Source organism: Acinetobacter sp. WU_MDCI_Abxb74, assembly GCF_025513915.1.
Lineage (GTDB): Bacteria > Pseudomonadota > Gammaproteobacteria > Pseudomonadales > Moraxellaceae > Acinetobacter > Acinetobacter calcoaceticus_C.
Map to the genome: position 1 here is coordinate 1 of NZ_JAHPRP010000011.1, position 23,109 is coordinate 23,109.

Here is a 23,109-nt window from a genome sequence, read left to right on the forward strand (position 1 = left end):
AGGGCGCTTAGCTCAGTTGGTAGAGCGTCTGCCTTACAAGCAGAATGTCGGCGGTTCGATCCCGTCAGCGCCCACCATTATTTCTTTCAAAAAATTAAACTCTTCTCCTATTCAAATCGCTTATTTTCTTAAACTTTTAATTTTCATGTAGAATTATTTGTTATATGAACAATTCTAAATTTAATTTTTCTATTGTGAAATTAAAGTGCCTATATCTCTAGATGAATAATTTTTAAATTATTATTTTCATTCGTCGCTTGTTTTATCGTTATATACACTTGAACGACTTGAACGACTTGAACGACTTGAACGACTTGAACGACTTGAACGACTTGAACGACTTGAACGACTTGAATCTGTAATTTGAATTATTTAATAGCTGAACGAATTATTTGACTGTTTTAAGCATTATGGTCTGAGTTATAAATTAAAAATATTTTTCAAAAAAATTATTAAAAGCTTTAGTTTATTTTAAACCTAATAAGTGCTTTATTCTTATTAAACTCACCTTACTCGCTTGTACATAAAGATCTATATTTGTGCTCATTATTTATAAGCTTCATTAAATTCATTTGTAGCAAGAGCAAATATTTGTCAGATAAAAAAACTGCTATTTTTTAATAGCAGTTTTGAAATAAGTCATTCTTAATATTCGTTAAAAAACCATCCACTTGCAAAAGCGAAATATTCTCGTAACCAAGAATTGTAGCGAGTAGCTAATGGTGTTTCAGCCGCCACTGTATAAACTTGCGTATAACCTTGTTTTTTAGCAATAGCTGCTGCTCGTGGAGTGTGAAAATCACTTGTCACAATAGCTATCGGTTGGTCAAGGGTAATGTGGTGCTGTGCTAATAGTAGTTTACTATTCATTAGATTAAGTTCAGTACTTGTACTTTTATCTTCAAGTATCATTCGTTCTTTTGCTAAATGATAATGTTGTTCTAGATAACGCGACATCACTAATGCTTCGCTTTCCTTTTCTGAAAAATCAAGACCACCAGTTAAAACAACTTTTGCTTGGAGCTGTTTTAGAGCAATAGGGGCAGCCGTATCTAATCGTTTTGCAAGAGTTTTGGATGGTTGACCATTTTCAACACCACTACCTAATACAATGATTGCCTTTACTGGAGGGAGGTTTTGACTTGTTTCTTTATTCTTTTTAATAAAATCAAAAAAATAGCCTAAGCTAATTAGCCATATCCAGAGGCATAACCAGCCGAAACGCCAAAGTGTGTGTAAGCGGTAATGATAGAAGAAAAAACGCTCTAAATGATAATAAAATAAAGAATAGAGGCAGAAGAAAGCACCTAAAATTAAAGGGATAATTGTGCCGACATTAATTTTATTGAGACAAATTAAAATTAATCCATCCAGAAATAAAATCGAACCAATGATTGCTAGGAAAATACGGATCCACTTACTGACTTGCATTGTGTTTACAGTTGCAATTTAAATTGCAGACAGTGTATGCAAAATCATTCTGAATGCAATAAAAAACCGAGTAAAGCATTTGCGCTATTACTCGGTTTTTTAATTTATTGAGCTTTAATAAACATCACGGCGATAACGACCTTGTTGTCTTAATTCATCTAGCTGTTCATCACCTAGAATTTCAACAAGTGCTTGGTCGACTCCGCTTGCCATGCCATCAATACTTCCGCAGACATAGAGAACAGCACCACGTTGTATCCAGCTTACTAATTCTGCTGCATTCTGACGGATTACATCTTGAACATACACGCGTTGTTCTTGATCTCTGGAAAATGCTAAATCTAGACGTTTTAGCATTCCTGTTGTTTGCCATGCTTCAATTGTTGATGCATAGAAGAAATCACATGCTCTTTGACGTTCACCAAAGATTAACCAGTTTTCAGTGTAGTCATGACGAGTACGTGTATGTAATAGGCTCATTAAACCTGCAATACCAGTACCGTTACCAATACAAATAATAGGGCGGTTGTCATCAATAAGATGGAATGATTCATTGGTACGAATGCGCAAAGCAATCTCATCATTAATTTGCGTATGTTGAGTCAGCCACCCAGAACCTAACCCTAAATTTCCAGACTCATCATATTGTTGACGAACAACTAAACGAAGCACTTGCTGGGAAGGGATGCTGGCAATTGAATATTCGCGTGTTGGTAGCGTAGGGAGCTGTTCCAATAAATGATCTAGATTAGCAAATGGTTCAATTTCACCAGTTAAATCTTTATTCCAAAGTGCTTTCTCAATTGAAATCTCTAATGAGTCAACTTTTGCATTTTTAAGAATATGATGCTTCTGCAAAAAATCGTGAATACGTTCAGGGCTATTACCGGGTTGAATTTCAGCAATATCGCCCGCTTGCCATATCGCTTCGTGCTTTGCATTAAGCTCAATATTATAAGCAGGTTGACCTAAGCTATTCGGATTGAGTAAGTTGCGTTGTTGTAATATCCAGGTATCAAAAACTTTTTCTAAATTTACAGCATGCAAATCTAATTTAGTTGCTTTCGCAAGTGCTTGATTCCAGTTTTGAATATCCGATAAGTGTGCATTATCAACTTCAACGGTATTAAAGAGGGCATGAGCACCATTCGTTTTAAGCCAAGCATCTACTGCATGACCAAAACTACAATAAGTATCAGGATATTCTTTAGAACCTAGTGCCAAAACAGCATAGTTCATGTGCTTAAGGTCCAGATTCACTTTTAAAAGCTTTTTAGCAAAGCTTGTAGCGAGGTCTGGAGCATCACCTGTACCGTAAGTACTGATCACAAATAGAACCTGCTCATGCTGCTCTAAATCAGATTGTGTTAGCTGCTGTACAGGTTTAACCTGAACTGGCTGATGAGCTTCTTGTAAACTTGTTGCTGTACTCCAAGCGAGTTGTTCAGCTACACCAGTTTGAGTTGCGTAGGTAATAAGCCAAGGCTTTGCATTTGGATCAATGTATTGTCCTGCTAAAGTCTGACGAGCAGCCTGTGTTAATTTTTTCTGTTTGCGGCGTTTAAGATAAAGCATCAACCCTGTAACAAAGAATAAAGGCATTGCCAATGAAGCAAGCATTGCAACAAATTGATAAATTGGTCCAAAGAAGCTACCTCGATGCACGGGTAACATGCTACTCATGATCTTTTGGTTAAGCTTTTTATCTTCATAAAGTTCAATCTTTTCGATATTGCCATTTTTATAGTTATAGATTGCTTGGTTGCGTGCACGTTCATGTGATGGTTTAGCATCGAGAAAGCTTAATTCAATTTTTCCATCATCTTTTTTAGGTAGGCTCAATGTTAGCGTCGAATAGTCACGTCCGATCTGACTATTGAATCCACTCCATGTTTGATTAAGTGCTGTAATGAGCTGAGTATTATCTAATTGAGGTCCTGATTTTGTATCAGTATTATGGTCAGCTCGTTTGTTTTGTTGCATTCCTCGATTTTGAGGGGGAGCGCCATGACTTTGAGGTTTAGGTTGTTCAACGCCCATCACTTTGAACATGCCATTACGCCACCAGTCATAAGACCAATATAGACCTGTACATGCAAAAAGAAGATAAAAAATGATTACCCATGTTCCAACAACAGCATGTAAATCCCAAATAAAATTTCGGCCTTTCAGTTTTGGTTTAACTGCGAGCCATTGACGGGCAGAATGCTTTTTAGGCCAGCGTAAATATAATCCGCTCAAGACAAAATAAATGAGCATTAAGGCACAAGCACCAGTAATTTGCTTGCCAACTTCGCCTGCAGTTAAATTACGGTGAATTTTTTGTATGAGTAACAACAGTTGTCGACCTTTAATATCGGGTAGAACCTGAGCGTTATAAGGGTTAACCATCATATTGTAGCCTCGGCGTTCTCCTTCTTTTTCAATGTTGACAGTAGAAGAAGCAGTTGGGTCCTTGGCAATCGTAATGCTATTAATTTTAATTTCAGGCTGAGTTGTATTGAAATATTGATATAGCTGAGCAGGGGTTAATTTTGGTGTGTTTTCAGCTTGAACAACATAACTATCAGAATTCACCCATTTTAAAATTTGTTGGTCATAAGAATAAATTGCACCTGTTACACCCATAATGGATAAGATTAGGCCAGCAGTAATACCCAGAAACCAATGAATTTGAAATAAAATTTTTTTAAACATGGTCGAAAATGTAAATATGATGGAGATCTTGTAATGAAGTATAGCCGAAGATTGAGTAGATAATATGGATTTTGGAGATAATATTAATTTTCATTATCATTTGTTTTTACCGCAATAAAAAACCTCCATAAGGAGGCTTTTTTATGAAATCAAAACTTACAGGGTTTTCGGTTCGCCTACAGCTTCTTTTAAATGCGTGCGAATCGTATTGAACGAGAAATTTTTAGAATCCATGCGCTTAGGTAAAATATAAGCACCTTGTTGTTCTTGGCCTTTTGGATCTTTTACTTTGAAATTTACCAAGATGAAATCAGGTGCATTGTACCATTCGTAGATATTTTTCCATCCAATTGTACCAACGCCTTCTTGTTGGCCCATTTTTTGGCGCATCACAATACCATGAGGTTGCACGCCCAAACGAATACCTTTGATTTCCTGCACCGGAAATTCATTCATTTTGCGTTTAACGTACCATTCTAATCCGTATTTACGACCTAGGTAGTAAAGTACTACAGAGACAATAGCAACCCAGCAAAAAATAGTAGAGTAGTTCTTGATAAAAACAAGACCCAAAATAGCGAGGGCTAAAACTACACCCATAATCGCCCAAATTTTTGTGCTGATTTTATTAGTACTGCGCCAGATAAGAAGCTGTGCATTACGTTGCTCAGCTTCTGACACGTCATAGGGAACAGGCTGAAGCGTATAAGCGTATAAAGTTTTCGCGGTCATAGTGCAAATAACAAATTGTAAACTGTTTTAAGTTTAGCACTAATTGGCATAAGTCAGGAAAGGATATTATGCCAATTTGATACTAAATTCCGACTCAAATTTATAATGATGCAAGCTCACTGGCATCATTATCAAGATCATGACTTAGACGCTGTTTTAGCATACTAAATCGGTTCAACACACCAAGCATGAGCGATAGTTGTTGTAAAATAATGAGTGATTTTTGGTCGTTTTCATCATTTTGGCTTAGACGTTGACGTATCGTTTGGAGCATATTTTGTGCTGTAAGATCAGGCATTTCATCTCTTAATAGAGCCCCTTGAATATCATCTAAGGCTTGGTCTAATAATTTAAGAACAGCTTGATCTTGGAGGCTTTCTCGGTGTGCCCCAAGTGCTGCGATATAACTTAAAAAAGTATGGTTTAAACATAAGAATTCAAAAATATCGGATTTACGAGTCGGGTCAAAGTCTGGTTCAGTTGCTAAAGTAGAAATAAGTGAAGCAACTTCAGCATCTGTATTATGTGCAGCTCGACGTACAATCCGGTAATTTAGCGCATGATTACGGCCTTCATGATATTGTCTGACGACTTCAGCTAAATAATTGCATTGAGCTTGTAGGGAGCGCCTGATGTTGCGAGGCAAGCGTCGGAATTTCCAGTCAGGCCAAATAAATGTCACGCCAAACCAAGCTAAAGCACATCCTATTAAAGTATCTATAAATCTTGGAATTGCCGCAGCCATCGCTGAACCATCTAGATTAAAGTTAATTAATGCCAAAATTGTGATGAAGGCCGTTGCCTGCGCATATTGTTTACTGCGTAATTCAAAAAACAGGACTCCACTTACTATCAACATGAATAGTTGTCCTTCGGTTGAAGGAATTAAAAAGATAATCGCAAGCCCAACAACAATACCCACTAATGTTCCAACAATTCGTAGACGTAAGCGGCGCTTGGTCGCGTTAAAATTAGGTTGGCTTACAAATAGAGCTGTAAGCATAATCCAGTAGCCATATTCAATATTGGTCATTTGGATGAGCACATATCCAATAAATAAAACAATCGATACACGAATCGCGTGGCGGAACAGCACAGATTCAGGAGTTAAATTTTGTTTTATCCGAATGACAATATCATTCCATCCTTGTAGATCATCATCTTTAAGCTGGTTTTCGGCTTGTTTCACTTTATCAGATTGGATGTGTTGTTCTGTTTCTAAGTTGAGTAACTGGGAGTCGATAGATTTTAAATTTTGGTATAAAGCGAAAAGCGCATTTACCCATAAAATGTCGTAATGCTGATCACGACGTAACTTTTCTAATGAGAGGCGTAGGTTTTCAAAGCTTTGTTTAAACCTTTTATTATGGTTATAAGGTTTACGTTGCAAGATACATTCATTTAACTCTTGGCAAGCTTTGCCTTGGATCGCCAAAATTCGTTGGAATCTAAATAAAATATCACTGTGCTGAAAAATTTTAGCTAATTTTTGATAGTCGATATGAGCGGAGTCTGCACGTTCATGAATGTCTTGAGCGACAAAATAATAATGTAAGCTTCGGCGTGTATCTTTTTGCCCACGGTCGCCTTTTAAACGAGTTAATAAAGCTGTTTTTAAGTCATTAAAAATCGTAATTAACTTACCGTTTTCTAATGACAGTTCGATCATACTTTGCTGATAGCTGGCAGGAGTCATATCTACATCAAACAAATTTGATTTCGCAAAAAGAAAATCACCTAGCGATGCATAAGAGGCAGCCAGTTTGTCTTGCAGTTGACGAACAGGAAAGAGTAAAAAGCTAATGGTTGCAATGAGGCCATACCATGCAGCACCTGCAACTAAAAGGGTAGGTTGGATATACCAGTGGTCGAAGAGGTGAACACCTAGCATGGTATAGACTGAAACAACCAAACATCCATAAGAGATGGTTGCGTAACGACGTCCCAGCGAACCTAATAAAATCCAGCCAATACATGAAGCAATTAACCCCAAAGCAAAAGCCATTGGGTAGGGGAAAAGTAGTTGTACGGAAGCTGCGGTAACAAAGAACCCAATATAGGTATAAATCAGGTTCATGATTCGTACTGAAAAGCGATCATCAATATCGCTTAAACCTGCAGCGACAACACCTAAAGTAAGTGGAATTGTTGCTAATTGATAGCCCAGAAAATAAGGCACGAAAGCAGTTCCTGAAAAGGCGATCAGCATTCGCACGTTATACATAAATGTTGTGTTATAAGTCGCTCTTTTTATGCGTTTAAACCAAGATTTCAAAGGAAGTCCTTACTGATCAACCTGAGTGATAAGGATTTGTGTATTTCTACACCAATGTTGCACAAATCATACGATAGACAGTGTAAGCTTGTCTGTATGCAAATGATTGAAAAATGAAATATCGTTATGTCTGAACAAACAGCCCAGCGTCAATACTCTATTGGCTGGATTATGTTGCTCGCTTTGCTCACGGCTTTAGGGCCATTATCCATCGATATGTACTTACCTGCTTTGCCACAAATGGCCCATGATTTTGGGGTAAGTACGCAAATGGTGGCAAATACACTACCAGCTTACTTTTTTGGTTTAGCTGTTGGGCAATTGGTTTATGGTCCTCTAAGCGACCGGATTGGTAGAAAAAAACCACTTTATTTTGGTCTCGCACTTTATGCGGTCGCAAGCTTATTTTGCGTATTGGCTACAAATGAATGGGGCTTGATTGCTGCGCGTATTTTGCAAGCTTTAGGTGGCTGTGTCGGCGTGGTTATGGCTCGTGCAGCAATACGCGATAAATTAGATGTTCAAGGCTCGGCACAAGCTTTTTCAAGCATGATGATTGTAATGGGACTTGCACCAATTTTGGCACCTATGATTGGGGCATGGATTTTAATTTGGTTTCCGTGGCAAGCGATTTTTATTGCGCTTTCAATTGTCGGCGTCATATGTTGGCTATGCGTACATTTCTTTTTTAAAGAAACTTTGGCAATCGATAAAAGACTCAAGCTGTCACCATATCAAGTCGTTACCCTCTATGGAGCTATTTTCAAAGATTCAAGTTTCCGTTTACCTATGTTTGCAGGGTGTTTAACTGGGGCAGCGCTATTTTGTTATATCAGCTCAGCACCAGCAGTTTTTATGGATCAATATGGACTGAATCAGCAAGAGTTTGCTTATGCCTTTGGATTAAATGCTTTTGGCATTATGTTGATGTCATCTTTAAATAAGCATTTAACATCACGTGTTGAAATCACTAAACGATTAAAGGCAGGCTCACTCGTGCAAGTGACTGGCGCCATTATCGTATTTATTGCGGGCTTAATTCCTGCTGCGCCTTTATGGCTTGTGATGTTAGGGCTATTTTTAGCTATTTCAGGCATTGGTTTAACAGGACCAAATGCAATGGCGCTCGCAATGTCTAAACAAGGTGCCCGTGCAGGAACAGCCAGTGCAATTATGGGAAGTATGCAATTCGCTTGTGGCCTCTTGGGTGGCGTACTGCTTAACTTCCTGATTTGGTCTGCATCGCTCAATATGGGTGTGATGATGGTGTTATTTACGCTGAGTGGATTTGTTGTCGTGTTAAAAGCGGCGCAGCAAGTAAAAGCCAAGCCATTCTCATAGTTTAAAAAGAATGGCGACTTAGATCTTATTCGTCTAGAAAAACTGCAAAATTTTCAACAGGTTCTCTAGGAGTAATGAAGGTATTTACAATGTGGTTGGGATCAGCATGACCTAACGCAATTGCACAAACTAGCTCTTCATCATTTGATGCACCCAACACATCTAAAACAATAGGGTGGAAATGGTTCCAGGCTGCTTGTGGGCATGTATCTAAACCGCGCGCCTTGGCAGCAACCATCACGTTTTGGATCATCATTGCGATATCCATTTTAGACCCGATTCCCATCGTTTTATTTACTGTAAAGAAAAGGCCGACTGGTGCATCAAACAGTTTAAAATTACGTAACTGCTGTTCAGCCATTTTTTCTTTTTCACCTTTTTTAATGTCGAGTAGACCATAGAGCCCCCAACCATTTTCGCGTCGGCGGTCAATAAAAGGGGATACCCATTTTTCAGGGTAATAGGCAAAAGTTTCTTTATATTGTTCTGCAAGTTCTGGATTTTTTGAAATTTCAATTTGTGCTGCACAGACACGTTCAACCATTTGATTACGCTTGTTGCCTGTTACTGCATAGACTTTCCATGGTTGAGTATTTGTTCCAGAAGGTGCTCGACTTGCGACTTGTAATATATTTTTAATGACTTCTGGCTCAATTGGAGTATTTAAAAAAGCGCGGACAGAATGTCGAGAAGTGATAGCTTCATCAACGAGACGAACTTGTTCCAGATTCATGAGTACTCCTATATCTTTTCCTTAAATATTTCATACTTTTTGAAGCTTAATTTCATGTTTTGAAAGTACTTCATTTATAAGCAAAAAATATTAGAAAAGAGATATCCTTACAGGTATGATAATTTAATGAGTTTAGACATATTGTCTGATTAATTATAATTCGAATATGCCACTTTAGATTTAAATAGACAAAATAGAGTGATTTTGTCGGTTATAAAAATAAAAGCATAACAGTGAGTGGGTGAAAAATATTCAATTGAAAAAAAGGTATAATATGTTTAAAAACAGTACAAAACGGATAGTTTTATATAAAATATGACCGTTTTTTATATAAAACTTTAATGAAAAATATACACAAAACGTTAAATTTCTGCATAATACCGACTTTTTTACGCAGGTATGATTTCTCCATACTCACGTTAGGAAATATTGGCTGCAAACAAAATCCCTTTACAAAAAGGATTTAGGTGCAGAAATGGAGAAATACACGAGGTATAGGAGCTTTACATGAGTCTACCACTCATCAACAAGCAGTTCATGAAACAAGGATTGGCGATTACCATTGCAACCATGAAAATGAACGTAACTCACGCAGCTACTGAGTCACAAAAAATACAACAGCTTAGTACAGGTCTCAACGCACTCTTCTTTGATCATGAAGATCAGGGCGCAGATAGTCGCGTTATGGCGATCGCTTGTTACAGTCTTTGAAATTTATATCCAGTTTAGACATTTGCTCAAAAGTATATGTAAATATGCTTATTGGCTTAAATCCAGATTTTGTATAACTCGCTTAATTGATGGGAATCATTAGACGAGTTTATTTAGCGGTGGTCATTTGTTAGTTTCCAAGTTTACAGCTGAGTCGATGCATGCTGTTTTTCCGAAAGCGGAAAAGTTCAGTCGTGCAATGATATTATTTTATCTGAAGGTCGCTTTCTCTCATGCAACCTTCAAAGGCTTAGTGTTGGGCATGATGTTGCTTAAACTTGTGACGATAATTGCTATTCAATTGACATTAAAAGTTTTTTCTTGAATTTACTGAAAAGTCCCGGTTTTTTGGGGCTTTTTTGTTTATTGCAGTATTTTGGCATGTGCTCTTAGCACATTAGCAAGGAACGTAAGCGGACCGAGTATGAATGAACAACTCAATGCCACACTGATGTCGTGGGTAAAATTTTTTAATGACCCTTTATGGGACTTTTTGGTTATTTTCTTGCTGGCTGTAGGTATTTTTTATACGGTCTTAACAGGTGCAGTGCAAATTCGCATGTTCTTGCAAAGTATCCGTGTTATGAAAAGCAGTCGTACAGAAGGAGCAGATGAGCATGGTCTTACACCTTTTCAGGCGTTTGTAACAGGCCTTGCGAGCCGTGTTGGGGTTGGTAATATTGCTGGTGTAGCAATTGCCATCGCAATTGGTGGTCCTGGTGCAGTGTTCTGGATGTGGGTTACTGCTGTTCTTGGTATGAGTTCTGCTTTTATTGAGTCTACACTTGCTCAACTATTTAAAGTTAGAGATAGTAAGACTAAACAGTTCCGCGGTGGACCAGCCTACTATATTACTCAAGGTTTACGCAGTAAAACCTTTGGTGTGGTCTTCGCACTTGCATTGATCTTTACCTATGGTTTCGTATTCAACTCAGTTCAAATCAATGCGATTGCTAATGCATCTTCACATGCTTGGGGTTGGGACAAAGCTAATCTTATTGCTCATTTAGGTGGCGTTGATCTAGAAATTTCATGGGTTGGCCTTGCTCTTGTCGTTTTAGTGGCATTAGCAATTTTTGGTGGTATTAAACGTATCGCTAAATTTGCAGAGATGTTTGTACCTTTAAAAGCAGGTCTTTACCTAGCTGTTGCTCTATATATTGCAATCAGTAACTATGCAATTTTGCCTGATATTTTAAAGCTGATTGTGACCGAAGCTTTCAATTTTAATTCTGCAGCAGGTGGTTTCTTTGGTGCGGCAGTATCAATGGCAATGATGCAAGGGATTAAGCGTGGTTTATTCTCTAACGAAGCTGGTATGGGTTCTGCACCAAACGCTGCTGCTGCATCTGATGTAAAACATCCTGTAAACCAAGGTTTGGTACAAATGCTCGGTGTATTTGTAGATACTTTCATTGTATGTACAAGTACTGCAATCATCATTTTGGTTTCTGGTGTTTATCAAGATACAGCTTTTGTCGGTGTTGAATTAACACAACGTGCCTTAGAAACTCAAGTTGGACATTGGGGCTCAGACTTCCTTGCAGTTCTATTATTCTTATTCTGTTATTCAGCTGTACTAGGTAACTATGCCTATGCAGAAGGTAATGTACAGTTTATTAATAACAATCCGAAAGTAATGTTCATCTTCCGTATTTTTGTATTGGTGATGGTGTACTTTGGTGCAATTGGTAGTGTTCCGCTCGTTTGGTCTATGGCTGACTTGTTTATGGGTATCATGGCAACCATTAACTTGATTGCAATCGTACTATTAACGCCGATGGCACGCACATTGTTGAAAGATTACCGTGAACAATTGAAAAAAGGCATTAAAGAGCCTGAGTTTAAAATTGATAAGTATCCGGAATTGAAGAAAAAAGTTGATTCAGATATCTGGTAAGTTTAAAAAAGGCCTCTTATAAATAAGGGGCCTTTTTCATAAGGGTATAGATAAAATACTTGAGTCTAAATTTTAAACATGACAAATTAAATAAATTCGATACAGCTTTTCACGAGACTAACAACTAAAATTGCAATCCGAACTTAAACCTCATAGTGCGAAGATAGGCCATGAAACAGCTTAAATTGTGGGTTCTCGGACTCTCTATTGTGTTGGCAGGGTGCCAGACCACTACACACTTATCTGCTGCTCTAAAATCACCAACAGCGGAGGCTTATGCTCGCTCTGTTGATCAGCCATTTGCGCGAATTAAAAAACAGCAAAAACGTCCAGTTGTTGCGCTCGTATTGGGTAGCGGTGGAGCACGAGGTTATGCCCATATCGGTGTTATTGAGGTTTTAGAACAACATGGTATTCGGCCAGATTTTATTGTAGGTACCAGTGCCGGTAGTATTGTTGGAGCACTTTATGCAAGCGGTAAAAGTCCTGCTCAATTACGTGATACCGCATTAAAAATGAAAGCTGGCGATGTGCGTGATATTAGTATCGGGCTAAAAGGTTTTTTTGATGGTAAAAAAGTAGAAAACTACGTTAACCAGCAAGTTAACAACATGCCACTCGAAAAAATGAAAATTCCAATGTATGTGGTTGCAACAGAATTAAAGCATGGCACTAAAACCGTATTTAACTATGGGAATACGGGACAAGCGGTTAGGGCATCTGCTTCAATTCCTAGCATGTTTGTACCCACTAAAATTGGCAAATCTGAATATGTAGATGGCGGCTTAGTCAGTCCAGTACCCGTTGAAGTCGCACGAGATTTAGGCGCTGATGTGATTATTGCGGTTGATATTTTAGCTCAGCCTATTTATACAGAAACATCGAATGTCTGGGGTTTGTTTAACCAGAATATTAATATTATGCAAGGTCGCCTAGCGGCAGAAGAATTACAATATGCAGATGTTGTTATTCAGCCAGATTTAAGAGAAAAAGCGCATATTTTTGATGTGAAAGGCCGTGAAGCCACCATGAAATCGGGCATAGATGCAGCTAACGCTAAACTTTCCGATATTCAATTTGCTATTGATGAAAAAATAGCTGAACAGAATATGTCTACAGATGGCTTAAGTGCGCAAACTCAATAATTTAACGTTAATCTTTTGAAAATTAAATAAAAAGCCTAAGTAGGGCTTTTTTTATGTGAGTTTAAATCCTTAATTTTTGGAATAAAAATTTTTGTATATTAAGTACATGTTGGATATGCTGAAAACTCTGATGACCAATATGAAATATTGAAGTCATTTTTAAAAAACAATTGATTTGTAATGTATTGAGGCTGACTAGATAGATGATACAGCAACAGGTTAAAAATGAGTTTCCAACATTAGATGATGTTCATGCTGCCGCAGAGCGTTTGGAAGGTTTAGTCGTAAAAACTCCTTTTGTTTTCTCAGAAACCATTTCTAAAACCTTAGGGGCTGAGATGTGGCTGAAATTTGAAAACTTACAATTTACAGCTTCGTTTAAAGAACGGGGTGCTCTAAATAAACTGCTGTGTTTATCTGACCAAGAAAAGCAAAATGGCGTTATTGCAGCTTCGGCAGGTAATCATGCGCAAGGTGTAGCCTATCATGCTCAGCGCACAGGTGTAACAGCGACCATTGTGATGCCGAAGTCTACGCCTAATGTAAAAGTGCAGCGAGTGCGTGAATATGGAGCACGGGTAATTTTACATGGGCAAGATTTTTCTGAAGCTGCTGCTGAAATGCATCGCATTGCTCAAGAAGAGTCTTTAACGATTATCCACCCGTTTGATGATGCAGAAATCATTGCAGGTCAAGGAACCATTGCACTCGAAATGCTTGCAGCTGTGCCTGATCTAGACATTTTAGTGGTGCCAATTGGTGGCGGTGGCTTAATTTCAGGTATTGCGATTGCTGCCAAAGCCATAAATCCAAAAATTAAAATTATTGGGGTGCAGTCAGTCGTTTACCCAAGTATGGCTAAGTTGCTTTGTAACTATCAACTTGCTGTTTCAATGGGTTCAACAGTTGCTGAAGGTATTGCAGTTAAAACCCCAGGTGAGCTTACGACCCAAGTTGCTAAAGAATATGTTGATGACATTGTTGTTGTCACTGAAGACATGATTGAAGAGGCAATTGCGCTGTTACTCAATATTGAAAAAACGGTGTGTGAAGGGGCTGGTGCAACAGGTATTGCTGCGATTATGTCTCGTCCAGATTTATTTTTAGGCCATAAATTGGGTGTGGTACTGTCTGGTGGCAATATTGATACACGCGTTATGGTCTCAGTATTACAACGTCACTTAACGCGTACAGGTCGTATGGTTCGTATCCGTGTTGAATTACCAGATAATCCGGGGGCTTTAGCTCGTTTAACCGCAATTATTGCTGAGCAAGGCGGTAATATTTATGAACTTCGCCATGAGCGATTCGCGGCTACAAGCCGTGCTAAGGAAAGTGCAGTAAGCGTTGACGTTGAGCTTAAAAGTGCCTCAGACCTAGATTTGCTCATTCAGGCAATGCAGTTGGAAGGCTATATTGTTCGTAAAGAAGAGATTTAATCTCTGTATTGCTGTGTTATAAAAGCTGTATATGGCTCTATTGAGGGTCATATACAAGGCAATTTAAATGGATTAAATTGCTCAAAAGGGATGAATTTACAAAAAAACGATCAAATCCTTCAATGAAACGAGAAAAACTGACAATTCTCTAAACTTTGCACTTCACAATTTTAAGGTTTAGGTTTTAGTATTCTTCTCATTGTAAATTTGAAGAAATATAAGGATATCCACGCTTAATGTTCAAATCATTTTTTCCATCACCACGATATTTTTTTATATCAGTGGTCGTTTGGCTCGCGCTAAATATGGTGCTCTGGTATACAGGTGGGGATCATTGGGGGGAGTATTTAGGCTTTCCTCATGGTTATGCAGAGGCTGAGTTACCTATTGGTGTAAGTCGATTTTGGTCACCTGCATTTTTATGGTTCTATCTCTGGTTTTTAGTCTCTACTGCTCTTTTTGCTGGTTTTTGGAAAATTATTTCTAATAATCCATGGCAGCGTTGGTCTATATGGGGTTCTGCATTTATTTTGTTCAATATCTGGTTTGCTGTTCAGGTCAGTGTTGCAATTAATGCATGGTATGTACCATTTTGGGATTTAATCCAGAAGATGCTTTCAAGTGGCGGGGGAAATGTTTCGGCACTTTATAGCGAGACCTTAGTGTTTCTTTATATTGCAATGGTGGCTGTAACTCTAGCCGTGATTAATGCTTTTTTTACCAGTCATTATGTATTTCGTTGGCGTACGGCAATGAATGAATACTACACAGAACATTGGGAAAAGCTGCGTCATGTAGAAGGTGCCTCACAACGTGTGCAAGAAGATACAATGCGTTTTGCAACTATTTTGGAAGATTTAGGAGTCGAATTGGTAAAAGCTCTAATTACTTTAATTGCTTTCTTACCCATTTTATTCCAATTGTCTAAACATGTGCCTGTTTTACCCATTGTTGGTGAGTTAAATCATTCTTTAGTATGGGCTGCAATAGTATGGTCAATTTTCGGTACCGTTCTGTTAATGGTCGTAGGCGTAAAGTTACCAGGCTTGCAATTTAATAATCAGAAAGTAGAGGCTGCATATCGTAAGGAATTGGTCTATGGCGAAGACCATGCAGACCGCGCAAAACCTGCTACCTTGCGTGAATTATTTAGTAATGTACGTAAAAACTATTTTAGACTTTATTTCCACTATGCCTATTTTAATATGACAGCAATTTGGTATGGCCAACTTGATGTTTTGTACAACTTGGTTGTTCTTTTCCCATCAATTGCTGCTGGTAAACTTACATTAGGTTTAATTCAACAAATTGCAAATGTGTTTGGACGTGTACGTGAATCTTTCCAATATTTAATTAGTTCATGGAAAACAATTATTGAACTACTCTCGATTTATAAACGTTTAAAAGCCTTTGAATCGATACTACACAAATAAAAGAAAACCCGCGAAAGCGGGTTTTTTATGGGCATTAAATTAATGAGTTGTATTATAAAAATTGAGAATAGGGCCTACTAATGGTTGTTGCGATTTATCTAAAGTCACTTGAATCTCTTTATAGTTAAACGTGTCTTCGTCGTAATATTTCGCAATGCCATGTGTTTTATTATTAAGTTGGGGAATTTGATAACTAAAAAAAGCTATTTTCTTAGATGGATGAACAATATTGATCAGTTTTTTAGAGTCTTTATAACCACCAAATTCATTTTCAACACTTTCTTTTAAAAGCTCTGGAAAATAGAGCGTTGCGTTTGGTAGTCCACAGCCGACACAAAAAGAAGAATCGTAAAGTTCTATGGCCTGTTTTTGGTCTGAGCTCATTGTTAAGGCAAAACCACTACACTACCATTGGCACCCGCATTTGCTTGCACGTCTTGCCAATTTCTAGGCACAAGCACTAACCCTATTTCAGGTAATGCAAGAAGCTTAAGCTGCTTGGCATGTTGAGCATCGAGTTTAAAATTAAAGTGGCAATTTTTTAGTGTGCATTTTTCAAAATCTTTAAGTAACCCATCATCTGTTGGGCTTAGCGCAGTAACACCATAAAACGGTACTGTAACGCTATTTAAAAATTTTGCCTCTCCAAGCTTGTAGAACTGATTATCTGCTTTGCGGGGTGCGGCAGAGCTAGAAAATTTTGGAAAATGAGGCGTAAAGCTTTCTACTTCGGCATAAGCACTCGAAGTGATACTGAAGAATGCTATATATGATAAAAAAATCAGTTTTTTCATTTTTGGAAAGTAATCATTTAAATTTTATATCAACCTAGCATATTCTTTTAAACTAGACGGTAACCCAAAATTTTAAACTGTTTTAATTTAATAATAAAACAGATCTGTAGAGACATGAAACAATGAAAAAAATGCTTTCAATCTGCTGTTTATCAGCTATTAGTTCTTATAGTTTTGCTCAAGAAATAAAAGGCATTTCATTTTCACACCAAGAGTGGGAAATCTCTTGTAGCAACACTGGAACTTGTAAGGCAGCAGGTTATCAAAATGAAGAAAATGGTGATAATCCTGCTTCAATTTTACTAATGCGTCAAGCGGGCCCAAAGCAACCAGTACAGGCTGAATTTGCTTTATCAGACTATGAGCAAAGCTTGCCTGCAAGTCAGCTTAAAAATATCCACTTTTATGTGAATGGCAAAGATTTAGGCACCGTTACTGTAGATGGTGTTGAGCTGCCATTAATGGGTAAATTGAACAATTCGCAAGTCAACGCTTTACTCCAGCAGTCTAAACAAAAAACTGAAATTGTATTTAAAAATGCACAGCATCAATGGAAAATTTCTGATGCAGGAATGACTGCTGTTTTACTAAAAATGGATGACTTCCAAAAGCGTATAGGAACGGTCGGTGCTTTGGTTAAAAAGGGAAATACCAATGAAGCTAAAGTGTTAGCAGCTCAACCCAAATTAATAGTAAAGCATGTCAAAACAGCGGCTAAGCCATATTTGACGTTACAGCCAAACAGTAAACAATATCAAGCAATACACCGTAGCTTGATGGCAGCTCAAGCGAACCCTAAAGAACAAGGTTTTTGCGAGGGAATCTATGGTGGTAGTGATGGCGCTGAACCACAAAAAATCGAGTTGTATAAACTGACCAATAAGAAAGTTCTGGCGACCATTCTATGTTGGAGAGGTGCCTATAACGAAGGGAATGGTGCTTGGGTACTTGATGAGTCTTTGACTGGTAAAGCCACTTTTGTAACTGAGACAGCATCGGATTTTGACAGTGGAATTATTAGTAGTGCTCAAAAGGGAAGAGGCATTGGAGATTGCTGGGCGAGTGAAGAATGGGTATGGGATGGGCAAAAGTTTGTACATACGAAAGATATGTGGACAGGCATGTGCAAAGGTTTGGCAGCAGGGGGCGTGTGGGAGCTTGATAAAATTGAGTCTATTGTCAAATAGCTTAGTGGTCGACTAAAAATATCTTTAGGAAAAGAATAAATGATTAAAAGGAAAATAGAGATAGCTTTCTTGGTTGTAGCTGGAATATTTGCTTGTTTTGCCAGTCCTGCTTTTGCTGCACCTTTAGATATTTTAGAGTTTAAAAAAACACAGTTAAGCCAAAATGAGCAGGACCAAGTTTGTATACAAGTTAAAAATATTTGCGAGCATCCTGATCAATGGCGGATTTTAAAAACAGTAGATCAGAAATTATGGCTTCTGTCTGGTGGCGATATTATTCAATTTAATCACTCTGCGGCGGGGCTCAAAGTATTGAGACAGTGGCATGTAGATCTTTCTAATCAAAAGGAGGGCACATCTGTTGGGCAATTTATTTTTCCCAAGCTTTTTCCTATGGCCCAAAACCGTTATGCCATTGCTGTAATCGACTCATTTTCTGAAATGTATTCAGGAGGCGGTGCAAATATTGAGCGTGCGAGTTTTTATGAGTTAACAGATTCTGGAAAGACACACCAGTTTATTACGAACTATCCATTTAGTTTTAGTCGGATGATCAGAGCCTGTTTTTCTGAGCAAGATTATGAAAGTTCCAAAGGAAATTGTCATGATGAGGATTCTTTAAGTCTGGATATTCGTCCCATCAAACCGTTATTGTGGCAATTTCGCTATCGTTATAGTTTGGGCGTATCACCCGCCTCAGATTCAGGTGAGAAATCATATAAGGGCAATAGAAACTTAAATATTGACTTAAATAAAGCGCCAGAACAACCGAGCATTCCTGAAACATGGAATTATGCGGGAATGGGATAAGGATTAAATCAGTTGATTAATTTGAAGAATGAGACGATTTACAGAGTCATAACAGGTAACTCCACTCGCTCTGTGATACAAAGAACAGATTGTTTATTGGAGCTAGACCTATGTCACGTCATGTTTATGCGATTGCCCGCCGTAAGTTTTCACATTTGAGCCGTTCAGTTTGTATGGCTGTTGCTGTACTAGGTACAACACAAATTGCGATGGCTGGCCCAACGGTCGATCAATTGAGTGACTGTTTAGTTAAGGCCACAACCACTTCAGACAAGACCACAGTACTTCAATGGACATTTACGGCTTTAGCTGCTCATCCAGATTTAAAAGCATTTAGTAATGTAACACCTGAGCAAAAAGATCAGTTAGACCAAAAATTGGCTCAGGTTTTACAACGTGTGATTGTGGAGCAATGTTCTGCTCAAACCAAAGCTGTGATTCAAGCGGAAGGTGTTAAAGCGGTTGGAGAGGCTTTTCAGCAGTTAGGTCAAAGCGCGGGTGAAGATATTGTTAAAGACCCAGCAGTTAAACAGCAGTTGCAGGGTACATTACGCTATATCGATTTAAATAAATTAGTAACAACGTTTTTAACACCAGAAATTTGGAATAAGTTAGGGATCACAAGATAAAAATCTAGTTTTCTGCTTTTCAAATAAATGAATGTAACCTGCTATTAGATGAAATTGGTCTCTAACTAATAGCAGGTTTTATTTTTAGTGGCTTGAATGGCAAAACCCACTTAAATACTAATCGTCGCCCCTAAAACTTTTACAAACTGCGCTAACCAAACGGGATGTGCAGGCCAAGCAGGCGCAGTCACTAAATTTCCATCTGTAATAGCTTCGGTCACAGCAATATCTGCGTATTGTCCACCAGCTAATTTTACTTCGGCAGCACATGCAGGGTAAGCAGAACACAATCGGTCTTTTAGTACGTCTGCCGCAGCAAGTAACTGAGCACCATGGCATACGGCTGCAATTGGTTTTTTCACTCGATCAAACTCACGCACAATTTCGATAACACGTTCATTCATGCGTAAATATTCTGGCGCACGACCACCTGGAATGACTAAACCTATATAGTCTTCGGTATTAACGGCATTAAAATCATAATTAATGGCAAAGTTGTGACCACGTTTTTCGCTATAGGTTTGGTCACCTTCAAAATCATGAATAGCCGTCGCAATATGGTCACCATTCTTTTTATTTGGGCAAACTGCATGCACGGTATAACCTAAACCAGTTAGGAACTGGAAAGGAACCATAGTTTCATAGTCTTCGGCATAGTCACCGACCAACATTAGAATTTTTTTAGACATGATTGATCCCTCTTTTTAAAATATAAGTTATCTAAAGTTTTAATTTAAATTAGCACAGCCGCTATGTGATTTTTTAGAAAAAAGAATATTCTTTAGTCGAAGTGTATCTTGTAGGCCATATAAAAAAGCCCCGATAAATCGAGGCTTTTTTATTGAGTTAGCTAATGAAATTAACCAATCAATTTCTTCATTAGTTCATTTACTTGAGTAGGATTGGCTTTACCCTTAGAAGCTTTCATGACTTGACCTACCAGACCGTTAAAGGCTTTTTCCTTACCAGACTTGTATTCTTCAACCATTTTTTCATTGGCTGCAAGTACTTCTTTAATGATTGCTTCAATCGCACCAGTGTCGGTTTCTTGCTTTAAGCCTTTTTCCGCAATAATGTCATCGGCAGATTTACCTTCCGATTCCCACATAAAGCCAAAGACTTGTTTCGCAATCTTACCGCTGATGGTGTTATCAACAATACGTGCAATCATGCCACCAAGCTGTTCAGCAGAAACAGGTGAGTCTGCTAAGTCTAGGTTTGCTTTGTTTAAAGCACCTGAGAATTCACCCATTACCCAGTTTGCAGATACTTTACCTTGTGCGGCACCGCCCGCAGCAGCCACAACAGCCTCGAAAAAGTCCGCCATTTCGCGTGAGAGCGTAAGTACATGTGCATCGTACTCAGTTACACCAAAGTCTGCGATAAAGCGTGCACGGCGTGCAGCAGGTAGCTCTGGAAGCGCAGCACGAGCAGCTTCAATTTGCTCATCTGCAATAATCACTGGTAACAAGTCTGGATCTGGGAAGTAGCGGTAATCATTCGCTTCTTCTTTAGAACGCATTGAACGCGTTTCCATTTTGTTTGGATCGAATAAACGTGTTTCTTGGTCGATGCTTCCGCCGTATTCCAAAATTTCCATTTGGCGTTCAATTTCAACATTGATCGCTTGCTCGATGAAACGGAATGAGTTGAGGTTTTTCAACTCACAGCGTGTACCAAATGGCTGTCCCGGACGACGTAAAGACACGTTACAGTCTGCACGGAATGAACCTTCAGCCATGTTACCGTCAGAAATACCTAACCAACGCACAAGTGTGTGAATTGATTTGATGTAAGCCACAGCTTCTTCAACCGAACGCATATCTGGTTCAGATACGATTTCAAGTAACGGCGTACCAGCACGGTTTAAGTCAATGCCAGACATGCCTTCAAATTGGTCATGAATAGATTTACCCGCATCTTCTTCAAGGTGAGCACGTGTTACGCCAATACGTTTGATTGTGCCATCTTCAAGCTGGATATCAACATGGCCCAAGCCAACAATCGGGTTATCCATCTGGCTAATTTGGTAGCCTTTTGGCGAGTCAGGATAGAAATAGTTTTTACGTGCGAACACAGAAGCTTGGTCGATGTATGCATCGATACCCAAACCAAAGCGAATCGCAAGATCAACCACTTTTTGATTGAGAACAGGCAAAACACCTGGCATGGCCAAGTCTACAAGGCTCGCTTGAGTGTTTGGGTCTTGACCGAATTCAGTCGATGAACCAGAGAAAATTTTAGAGTTGGTTGCAAGCTGAGTGTGGATTTCGATACCAATAACGACTTCCCAACCGTCAATCAATTTCAACTTTTGAGCTTCAGCCATTATGCATTCTCCTCAGCAATTGCCGCACGTTTGGTATGCCAGTCAGTATTTTGTTGGTATTGATGAACAATTGACAACAATTGTGATTCGGACCAGTAGTTACCAATCAACTGTAAGCCGACAGGTAAGCTGTCTTTGTCAAAACCAACAGGAGCATTAATCGCTGGTAAGCCTGCTAAGTTCACTGCAAGTGTATAGATATCGCCTAAATACATTTCAGTTGGACTTAAGTTTGCGCCAATCTTATAAGCAGTCGTTGGTGCAGAGGGAGCAGCAATCACGTCTACATTTTCAAATGCTTTTAAGAAGTCTTGTTGAATTAAACGACGTACTTTTTGCGCTTTCACATAGTAAGCATCGTAATAACCCGCAGAGAGGGCATAGGTACCAATTAAGATACGGCGTTGAACTTCTGGACCAAAACCTTCTGAACGCGAACGCTTGTAAAGGTCCATCAAGTCAGCTGGGTTTTCACAGCGATAGCCGTAGCGAACACCATCGTAACGAGACAAGTTAGAAGATGCTTCTGCTGGTGCGATGAGGTAATACGTTGGAACATAGGCTTCAGTCATGTTGAGATCAATCTCAACAAGAGTTGCGCCCATTTCTTCAAGCTTTTTCAAAGACTCTTCAACACGAGCTTTTACGTCAGCATCTAAACCAGCCACGTTGAAATACTGTTTAGGAATACCAATACGTAAGCCTTTTACAGATGTGCCATTTAAGTTTGCAACGTAGTCATCAACTTCTTTTTTAACAGAAGTTGAGTCTTTTGCATCGTGACCTGCCATTACATTCATCAGGTAAGCACAGTCTTCAGCAGAACGTGCCATTGGACCTGCTTGGTCAAGTGATGATGCATAGGCAATGATCCCGAAACGAGATACACGACCATAGGTTGGTTTTAAGCCTGTTAAGCCACAGAATGATGCAGGTTGACGAATTGAGCCACCTGTGTCAGTACCCGTTGCAAAAGGCGCTAAATCAGCTGCTACTGCCGCAGCAGAACCACCAGATGAACCCCCCGGAACATGATCAAGTGCCCATGGGTTGTTCGTTGCACCTACATATGAGCTTTCCGAAGTTGAACCCATCGCAAACTCGTCCATGTTCACTTTACCTAAAGTGACTAGACCAGCAGCTTTAGTTTTTTCAACAACCGTTGCATCGTAAGGAGAGATGAAGTTATCAAGAATTTTTGAACCAGCAGTTGTTTTAATGCCTTTGGTACAAAAAATATCTTTATGTGCCAGAGGAATACCCGTTAGAGCTGTTGCATTACCAGCTTTTAATGCAGCATCGGCAGCGTCTGCTTCTGCAAGCGCTTGTTCAGGTGTAACCGTCACATAGCTTTTAACTTGTGAGTCGATTTTAGCAATACGTTTTAAATAGTGTTCAGTCAGTTCGCGAGATGAAAACTTCGCTTGGCTTAAGCCCTCAGCAAGTTCACGAATTGATAAGCGATGTAAATCAGTCATGAGTAAAATTTCTTTACATTCAAAATGGGGAAGATGGGTTAATTG

18 protein-coding genes, 1 tRNA gene and 1 pseudogene are annotated in these 23,109 nt (G+C 38.8%); 11 read left to right on the forward strand and 9 right to left on the reverse strand.

Translation table 11 applies throughout. The annotated features are described in order from the left end of the window. Position 1 precedes the first annotated feature (1 nt). Positions 2-77: transfer RNA gene (locus KTH84_RS15665), tRNA-Val, on the forward strand. 568 nt (positions 78-645) lie between these two features. Here the strand turns inward: KTH84_RS15665 and KTH84_RS15670 are convergent. From KTH84_RS15670 to yccS, 4 genes are all read right to left on the reverse strand, one after another. Continuing rightward, the gene (locus KTH84_RS15670; RefSeq protein WP_262474069.1) at positions 646-1,431 is read right to left on the reverse strand and encodes a YdcF family protein; all 786 of its coding nucleotides are present in this window, start codon (positions 1,429-1,431) and stop codon (positions 646-648) included. Between the two features lie 114 nt (positions 1,432-1,545). Further along, complete coding sequence (locus KTH84_RS15675; RefSeq protein ID WP_262474070.1) at positions 1,546-4,128, reverse strand: sulfite reductase flavoprotein subunit alpha; 2,583 nt, start codon at positions 4,126-4,128, stop codon at positions 1,546-1,548. Between the two features lie 156 nt (positions 4,129-4,284). Continuing rightward, positions 4,285-4,860, reverse strand: a complete 576-nt coding sequence (locus KTH84_RS15680) for an SdpI family protein (protein ID WP_042897716.1) — start codon at positions 4,858-4,860, stop codon at positions 4,285-4,287. 100 nt (positions 4,861-4,960) lie between these two features. After that, positions 4,961-7,135 (reverse strand): YccS family putative transporter, encoded by a 2,175-nt coding sequence (yccS, locus tag KTH84_RS15685; RefSeq protein WP_262474072.1) that lies wholly within the window; start codon positions 7,133-7,135, stop codon positions 4,961-4,963. A gap of 126 nt (positions 7,136-7,261) precedes the next feature. Between yccS and KTH84_RS15690 the strand changes: the two genes are divergently transcribed. Further along, positions 7,262-8,476 (forward strand): multidrug effflux MFS transporter, encoded by a 1,215-nt coding sequence (locus tag KTH84_RS15690; RefSeq protein ID WP_042897713.1) that lies wholly within the window; start codon positions 7,262-7,264, stop codon positions 8,474-8,476. A gap of 25 nt (positions 8,477-8,501) precedes the next feature. Here KTH84_RS15690 and KTH84_RS15695 read toward each other — a convergent pair whose 3' ends face one another. Then, positions 8,502-9,209 carry a nitroreductase gene (locus KTH84_RS15695; RefSeq protein ID WP_133971936.1) on the reverse strand — a complete coding sequence of 236 codons (708 nt, stop codon included), beginning with the start codon at positions 9,207-9,209 and terminating at the stop codon, positions 8,502-8,504. Between the two features lie 507 nt (positions 9,210-9,716). On the opposite strand from KTH84_RS15695, the gene KTH84_RS15700 reads away from it, so the two are divergent. The 6 genes from KTH84_RS15700 to sbmA all read left to right on the forward strand — a co-directional run bounded on the left by KTH84_RS15700 (position 9,717) and on the right by sbmA (position 15,837). Beyond that, on the forward strand, positions 9,717-9,920 hold the full coding sequence (locus tag KTH84_RS15700) for a hypothetical protein (protein ID WP_202743440.1): 204 nt from the start codon (positions 9,717-9,719) through the stop codon (positions 9,918-9,920). 157 nt (positions 9,921-10,077) lie between these two features. Beyond that, the gene (locus tag KTH84_RS15705) at positions 10,078-10,245 is read left to right on the forward strand and encodes a hypothetical protein (protein ID WP_133971940.1); all 168 of its coding nucleotides are present in this window, start codon (positions 10,078-10,080) and stop codon (positions 10,243-10,245) included. 99 nt (positions 10,246-10,344) lie between these two features. Beyond that, positions 10,345-11,820 (forward strand): alanine/glycine:cation symporter family protein, encoded by a 1,476-nt coding sequence (locus tag KTH84_RS15710; protein ID WP_133971942.1) that lies wholly within the window; start codon positions 10,345-10,347, stop codon positions 11,818-11,820. 170 nt (positions 11,821-11,990) lie between these two features. Next, entirely contained in the window at positions 11,991-12,965 is a 975-nt protein-coding gene (locus tag KTH84_RS15715) for a patatin-like phospholipase family protein (RefSeq protein ID WP_042897707.1), read from the forward strand. Between the two features lie 203 nt (positions 12,966-13,168). Next, positions 13,169-14,404 carry a threonine ammonia-lyase gene (locus tag KTH84_RS15720; RefSeq protein WP_262474077.1) on the forward strand — a complete coding sequence of 412 codons (1,236 nt, stop codon included), beginning with the start codon at positions 13,169-13,171 and terminating at the stop codon, positions 14,402-14,404. A 236-nt stretch (positions 14,405-14,640) separates the two neighbouring features. Then, positions 14,641-15,837: a peptide antibiotic transporter SbmA gene (gene sbmA / locus KTH84_RS15725; protein ID WP_262474078.1), complete on the forward strand. Its 1,197-nt coding sequence runs from the start codon at positions 14,641-14,643 to the stop codon at positions 15,835-15,837. Between the two features lie 39 nt (positions 15,838-15,876). Here sbmA and KTH84_RS15730 read toward each other — a convergent pair. Further along, a pseudogene (locus KTH84_RS15730) lies at positions 15,877-16,631 on the reverse strand (DUF4850 domain-containing protein). A 122-nt stretch (positions 16,632-16,753) separates the two neighbouring features. Here KTH84_RS15730 and KTH84_RS15735 point away from each other — a divergent pair. The 3 genes from KTH84_RS15735 (at position 16,754) to KTH84_RS15745 (ending at position 19,257) form a co-directional block, all read left to right on the forward strand. Beyond that, complete coding sequence (locus KTH84_RS15735; RefSeq protein ID WP_262474080.1) at positions 16,754-17,818, forward strand: DUF1176 domain-containing protein; 1,065 nt, start codon at positions 16,754-16,756, stop codon at positions 17,816-17,818. Between the two features lie 39 nt (positions 17,819-17,857). Beyond that, complete coding sequence (locus KTH84_RS15740) at positions 17,858-18,628, forward strand: hypothetical protein (RefSeq protein ID WP_262474082.1); 771 nt, start codon at positions 17,858-17,860, stop codon at positions 18,626-18,628. 110 nt (positions 18,629-18,738) lie between these two features. Further along, positions 18,739-19,257 (forward strand): hypothetical protein, encoded by a 519-nt coding sequence (locus tag KTH84_RS15745; protein ID WP_003655319.1) that lies wholly within the window; start codon positions 18,739-18,741, stop codon positions 19,255-19,257. 110 nt (positions 19,258-19,367) lie between these two features. On the opposite strand, the gene KTH84_RS15750 is transcribed toward KTH84_RS15745, so the two are convergent. From KTH84_RS15750 to gatA, 3 genes are all read right to left on the reverse strand, one after another. Beyond that, positions 19,368-19,946, reverse strand: a complete 579-nt coding sequence (locus KTH84_RS15750) for a DJ-1/PfpI family protein (RefSeq protein ID WP_262474084.1) — start codon at positions 19,944-19,946, stop codon at positions 19,368-19,370. A gap of 170 nt (positions 19,947-20,116) precedes the next feature. Then, complete coding sequence (gatB, locus tag KTH84_RS15755; protein ID WP_262474086.1) at positions 20,117-21,586, reverse strand: Asp-tRNA(Asn)/Glu-tRNA(Gln) amidotransferase subunit GatB; 1,470 nt, start codon at positions 21,584-21,586, stop codon at positions 20,117-20,119. Beyond that, entirely contained in the window at positions 21,586-23,064 is a 1,479-nt protein-coding gene (gatA, locus tag KTH84_RS15760; RefSeq protein WP_202743430.1) for an Asp-tRNA(Asn)/Glu-tRNA(Gln) amidotransferase subunit GatA, read from the reverse strand. The genes gatB and gatA overlap by 1 nt, the downstream gene beginning before the upstream one ends. Between the last annotated feature and the right edge of the window lie 45 nt (positions 23,065-23,109).

What these genes read in the sequence shown, in the direction of transcription:
- KTH84_RS15675 (WP_262474070.1), bottom strand. Translation starts at nt 4,128, where the DNA reads ATGTTTAAAAAAATTTTATTTCAAATTCATTGGTTTCTGGGTATTACT.
- gatA (WP_202743430.1), bottom strand. Translation starts at nt 23,064, where the DNA reads ATGACTGATTTACATCGCTTATCAATTCGTGAACTTGCTGAGGGCTTA.
- KTH84_RS15735 (WP_262474080.1), top strand. Translation starts at nt 16,754, where the DNA reads ATGAAAAAAATGCTTTCAATCTGCTGTTTATCAGCTATTAGTTCTTAT.
- KTH84_RS15705 (WP_133971940.1), top strand. Translation starts at nt 10,078, where the DNA reads ATGCATGCTGTTTTTCCGAAAGCGGAAAAGTTCAGTCGTGCAATGATA.
- KTH84_RS15710 (WP_133971942.1), top strand. Translation starts at nt 10,345, where the DNA reads ATGAATGAACAACTCAATGCCACACTGATGTCGTGGGTAAAATTTTTT.
- KTH84_RS15690 (WP_042897713.1), top strand. Translation starts at nt 7,262, where the DNA reads ATGTCTGAACAAACAGCCCAGCGTCAATACTCTATTGGCTGGATTATG.
- KTH84_RS15700 (WP_202743440.1), top strand. Translation starts at nt 9,717, where the DNA reads ATGAGTCTACCACTCATCAACAAGCAGTTCATGAAACAAGGATTGGCG.
- KTH84_RS15695 (WP_133971936.1), bottom strand. Translation starts at nt 9,209, where the DNA reads ATGAATCTGGAACAAGTTCGTCTCGTTGATGAAGCTATCACTTCTCGA.
- KTH84_RS15745 (WP_003655319.1), top strand. Translation starts at nt 18,739, where the DNA reads ATGTCACGTCATGTTTATGCGATTGCCCGCCGTAAGTTTTCACATTTG.
- KTH84_RS15670 (WP_262474069.1), bottom strand. Translation starts at nt 1,431, where the DNA reads ATGCAAGTCAGTAAGTGGATCCGTATTTTCCTAGCAATCATTGGTTCG.
- KTH84_RS15680 (WP_042897716.1), bottom strand. Translation starts at nt 4,860, where the DNA reads ATGACCGCGAAAACTTTATACGCTTATACGCTTCAGCCTGTTCCCTAT.
- sbmA (WP_262474078.1), top strand. Translation starts at nt 14,641, where the DNA reads ATGTTCAAATCATTTTTTCCATCACCACGATATTTTTTTATATCAGTG.
- KTH84_RS15750 (WP_262474084.1), bottom strand. Translation starts at nt 19,946, where the DNA reads ATGTCTAAAAAAATTCTAATGTTGGTCGGTGACTATGCCGAAGACTAT.
- KTH84_RS15715 (WP_042897707.1), top strand. Translation starts at nt 11,991, where the DNA reads ATGAAACAGCTTAAATTGTGGGTTCTCGGACTCTCTATTGTGTTGGCA.
- KTH84_RS15740 (WP_262474082.1), top strand. Translation starts at nt 17,858, where the DNA reads ATGATTAAAAGGAAAATAGAGATAGCTTTCTTGGTTGTAGCTGGAATA.
- KTH84_RS15720 (WP_262474077.1), top strand. Translation starts at nt 13,169, where the DNA reads ATGATACAGCAACAGGTTAAAAATGAGTTTCCAACATTAGATGATGTT.
- gatB (WP_262474086.1), bottom strand. Translation starts at nt 21,586, where the DNA reads ATGGCTGAAGCTCAAAAGTTGAAATTGATTGACGGTTGGGAAGTCGTT.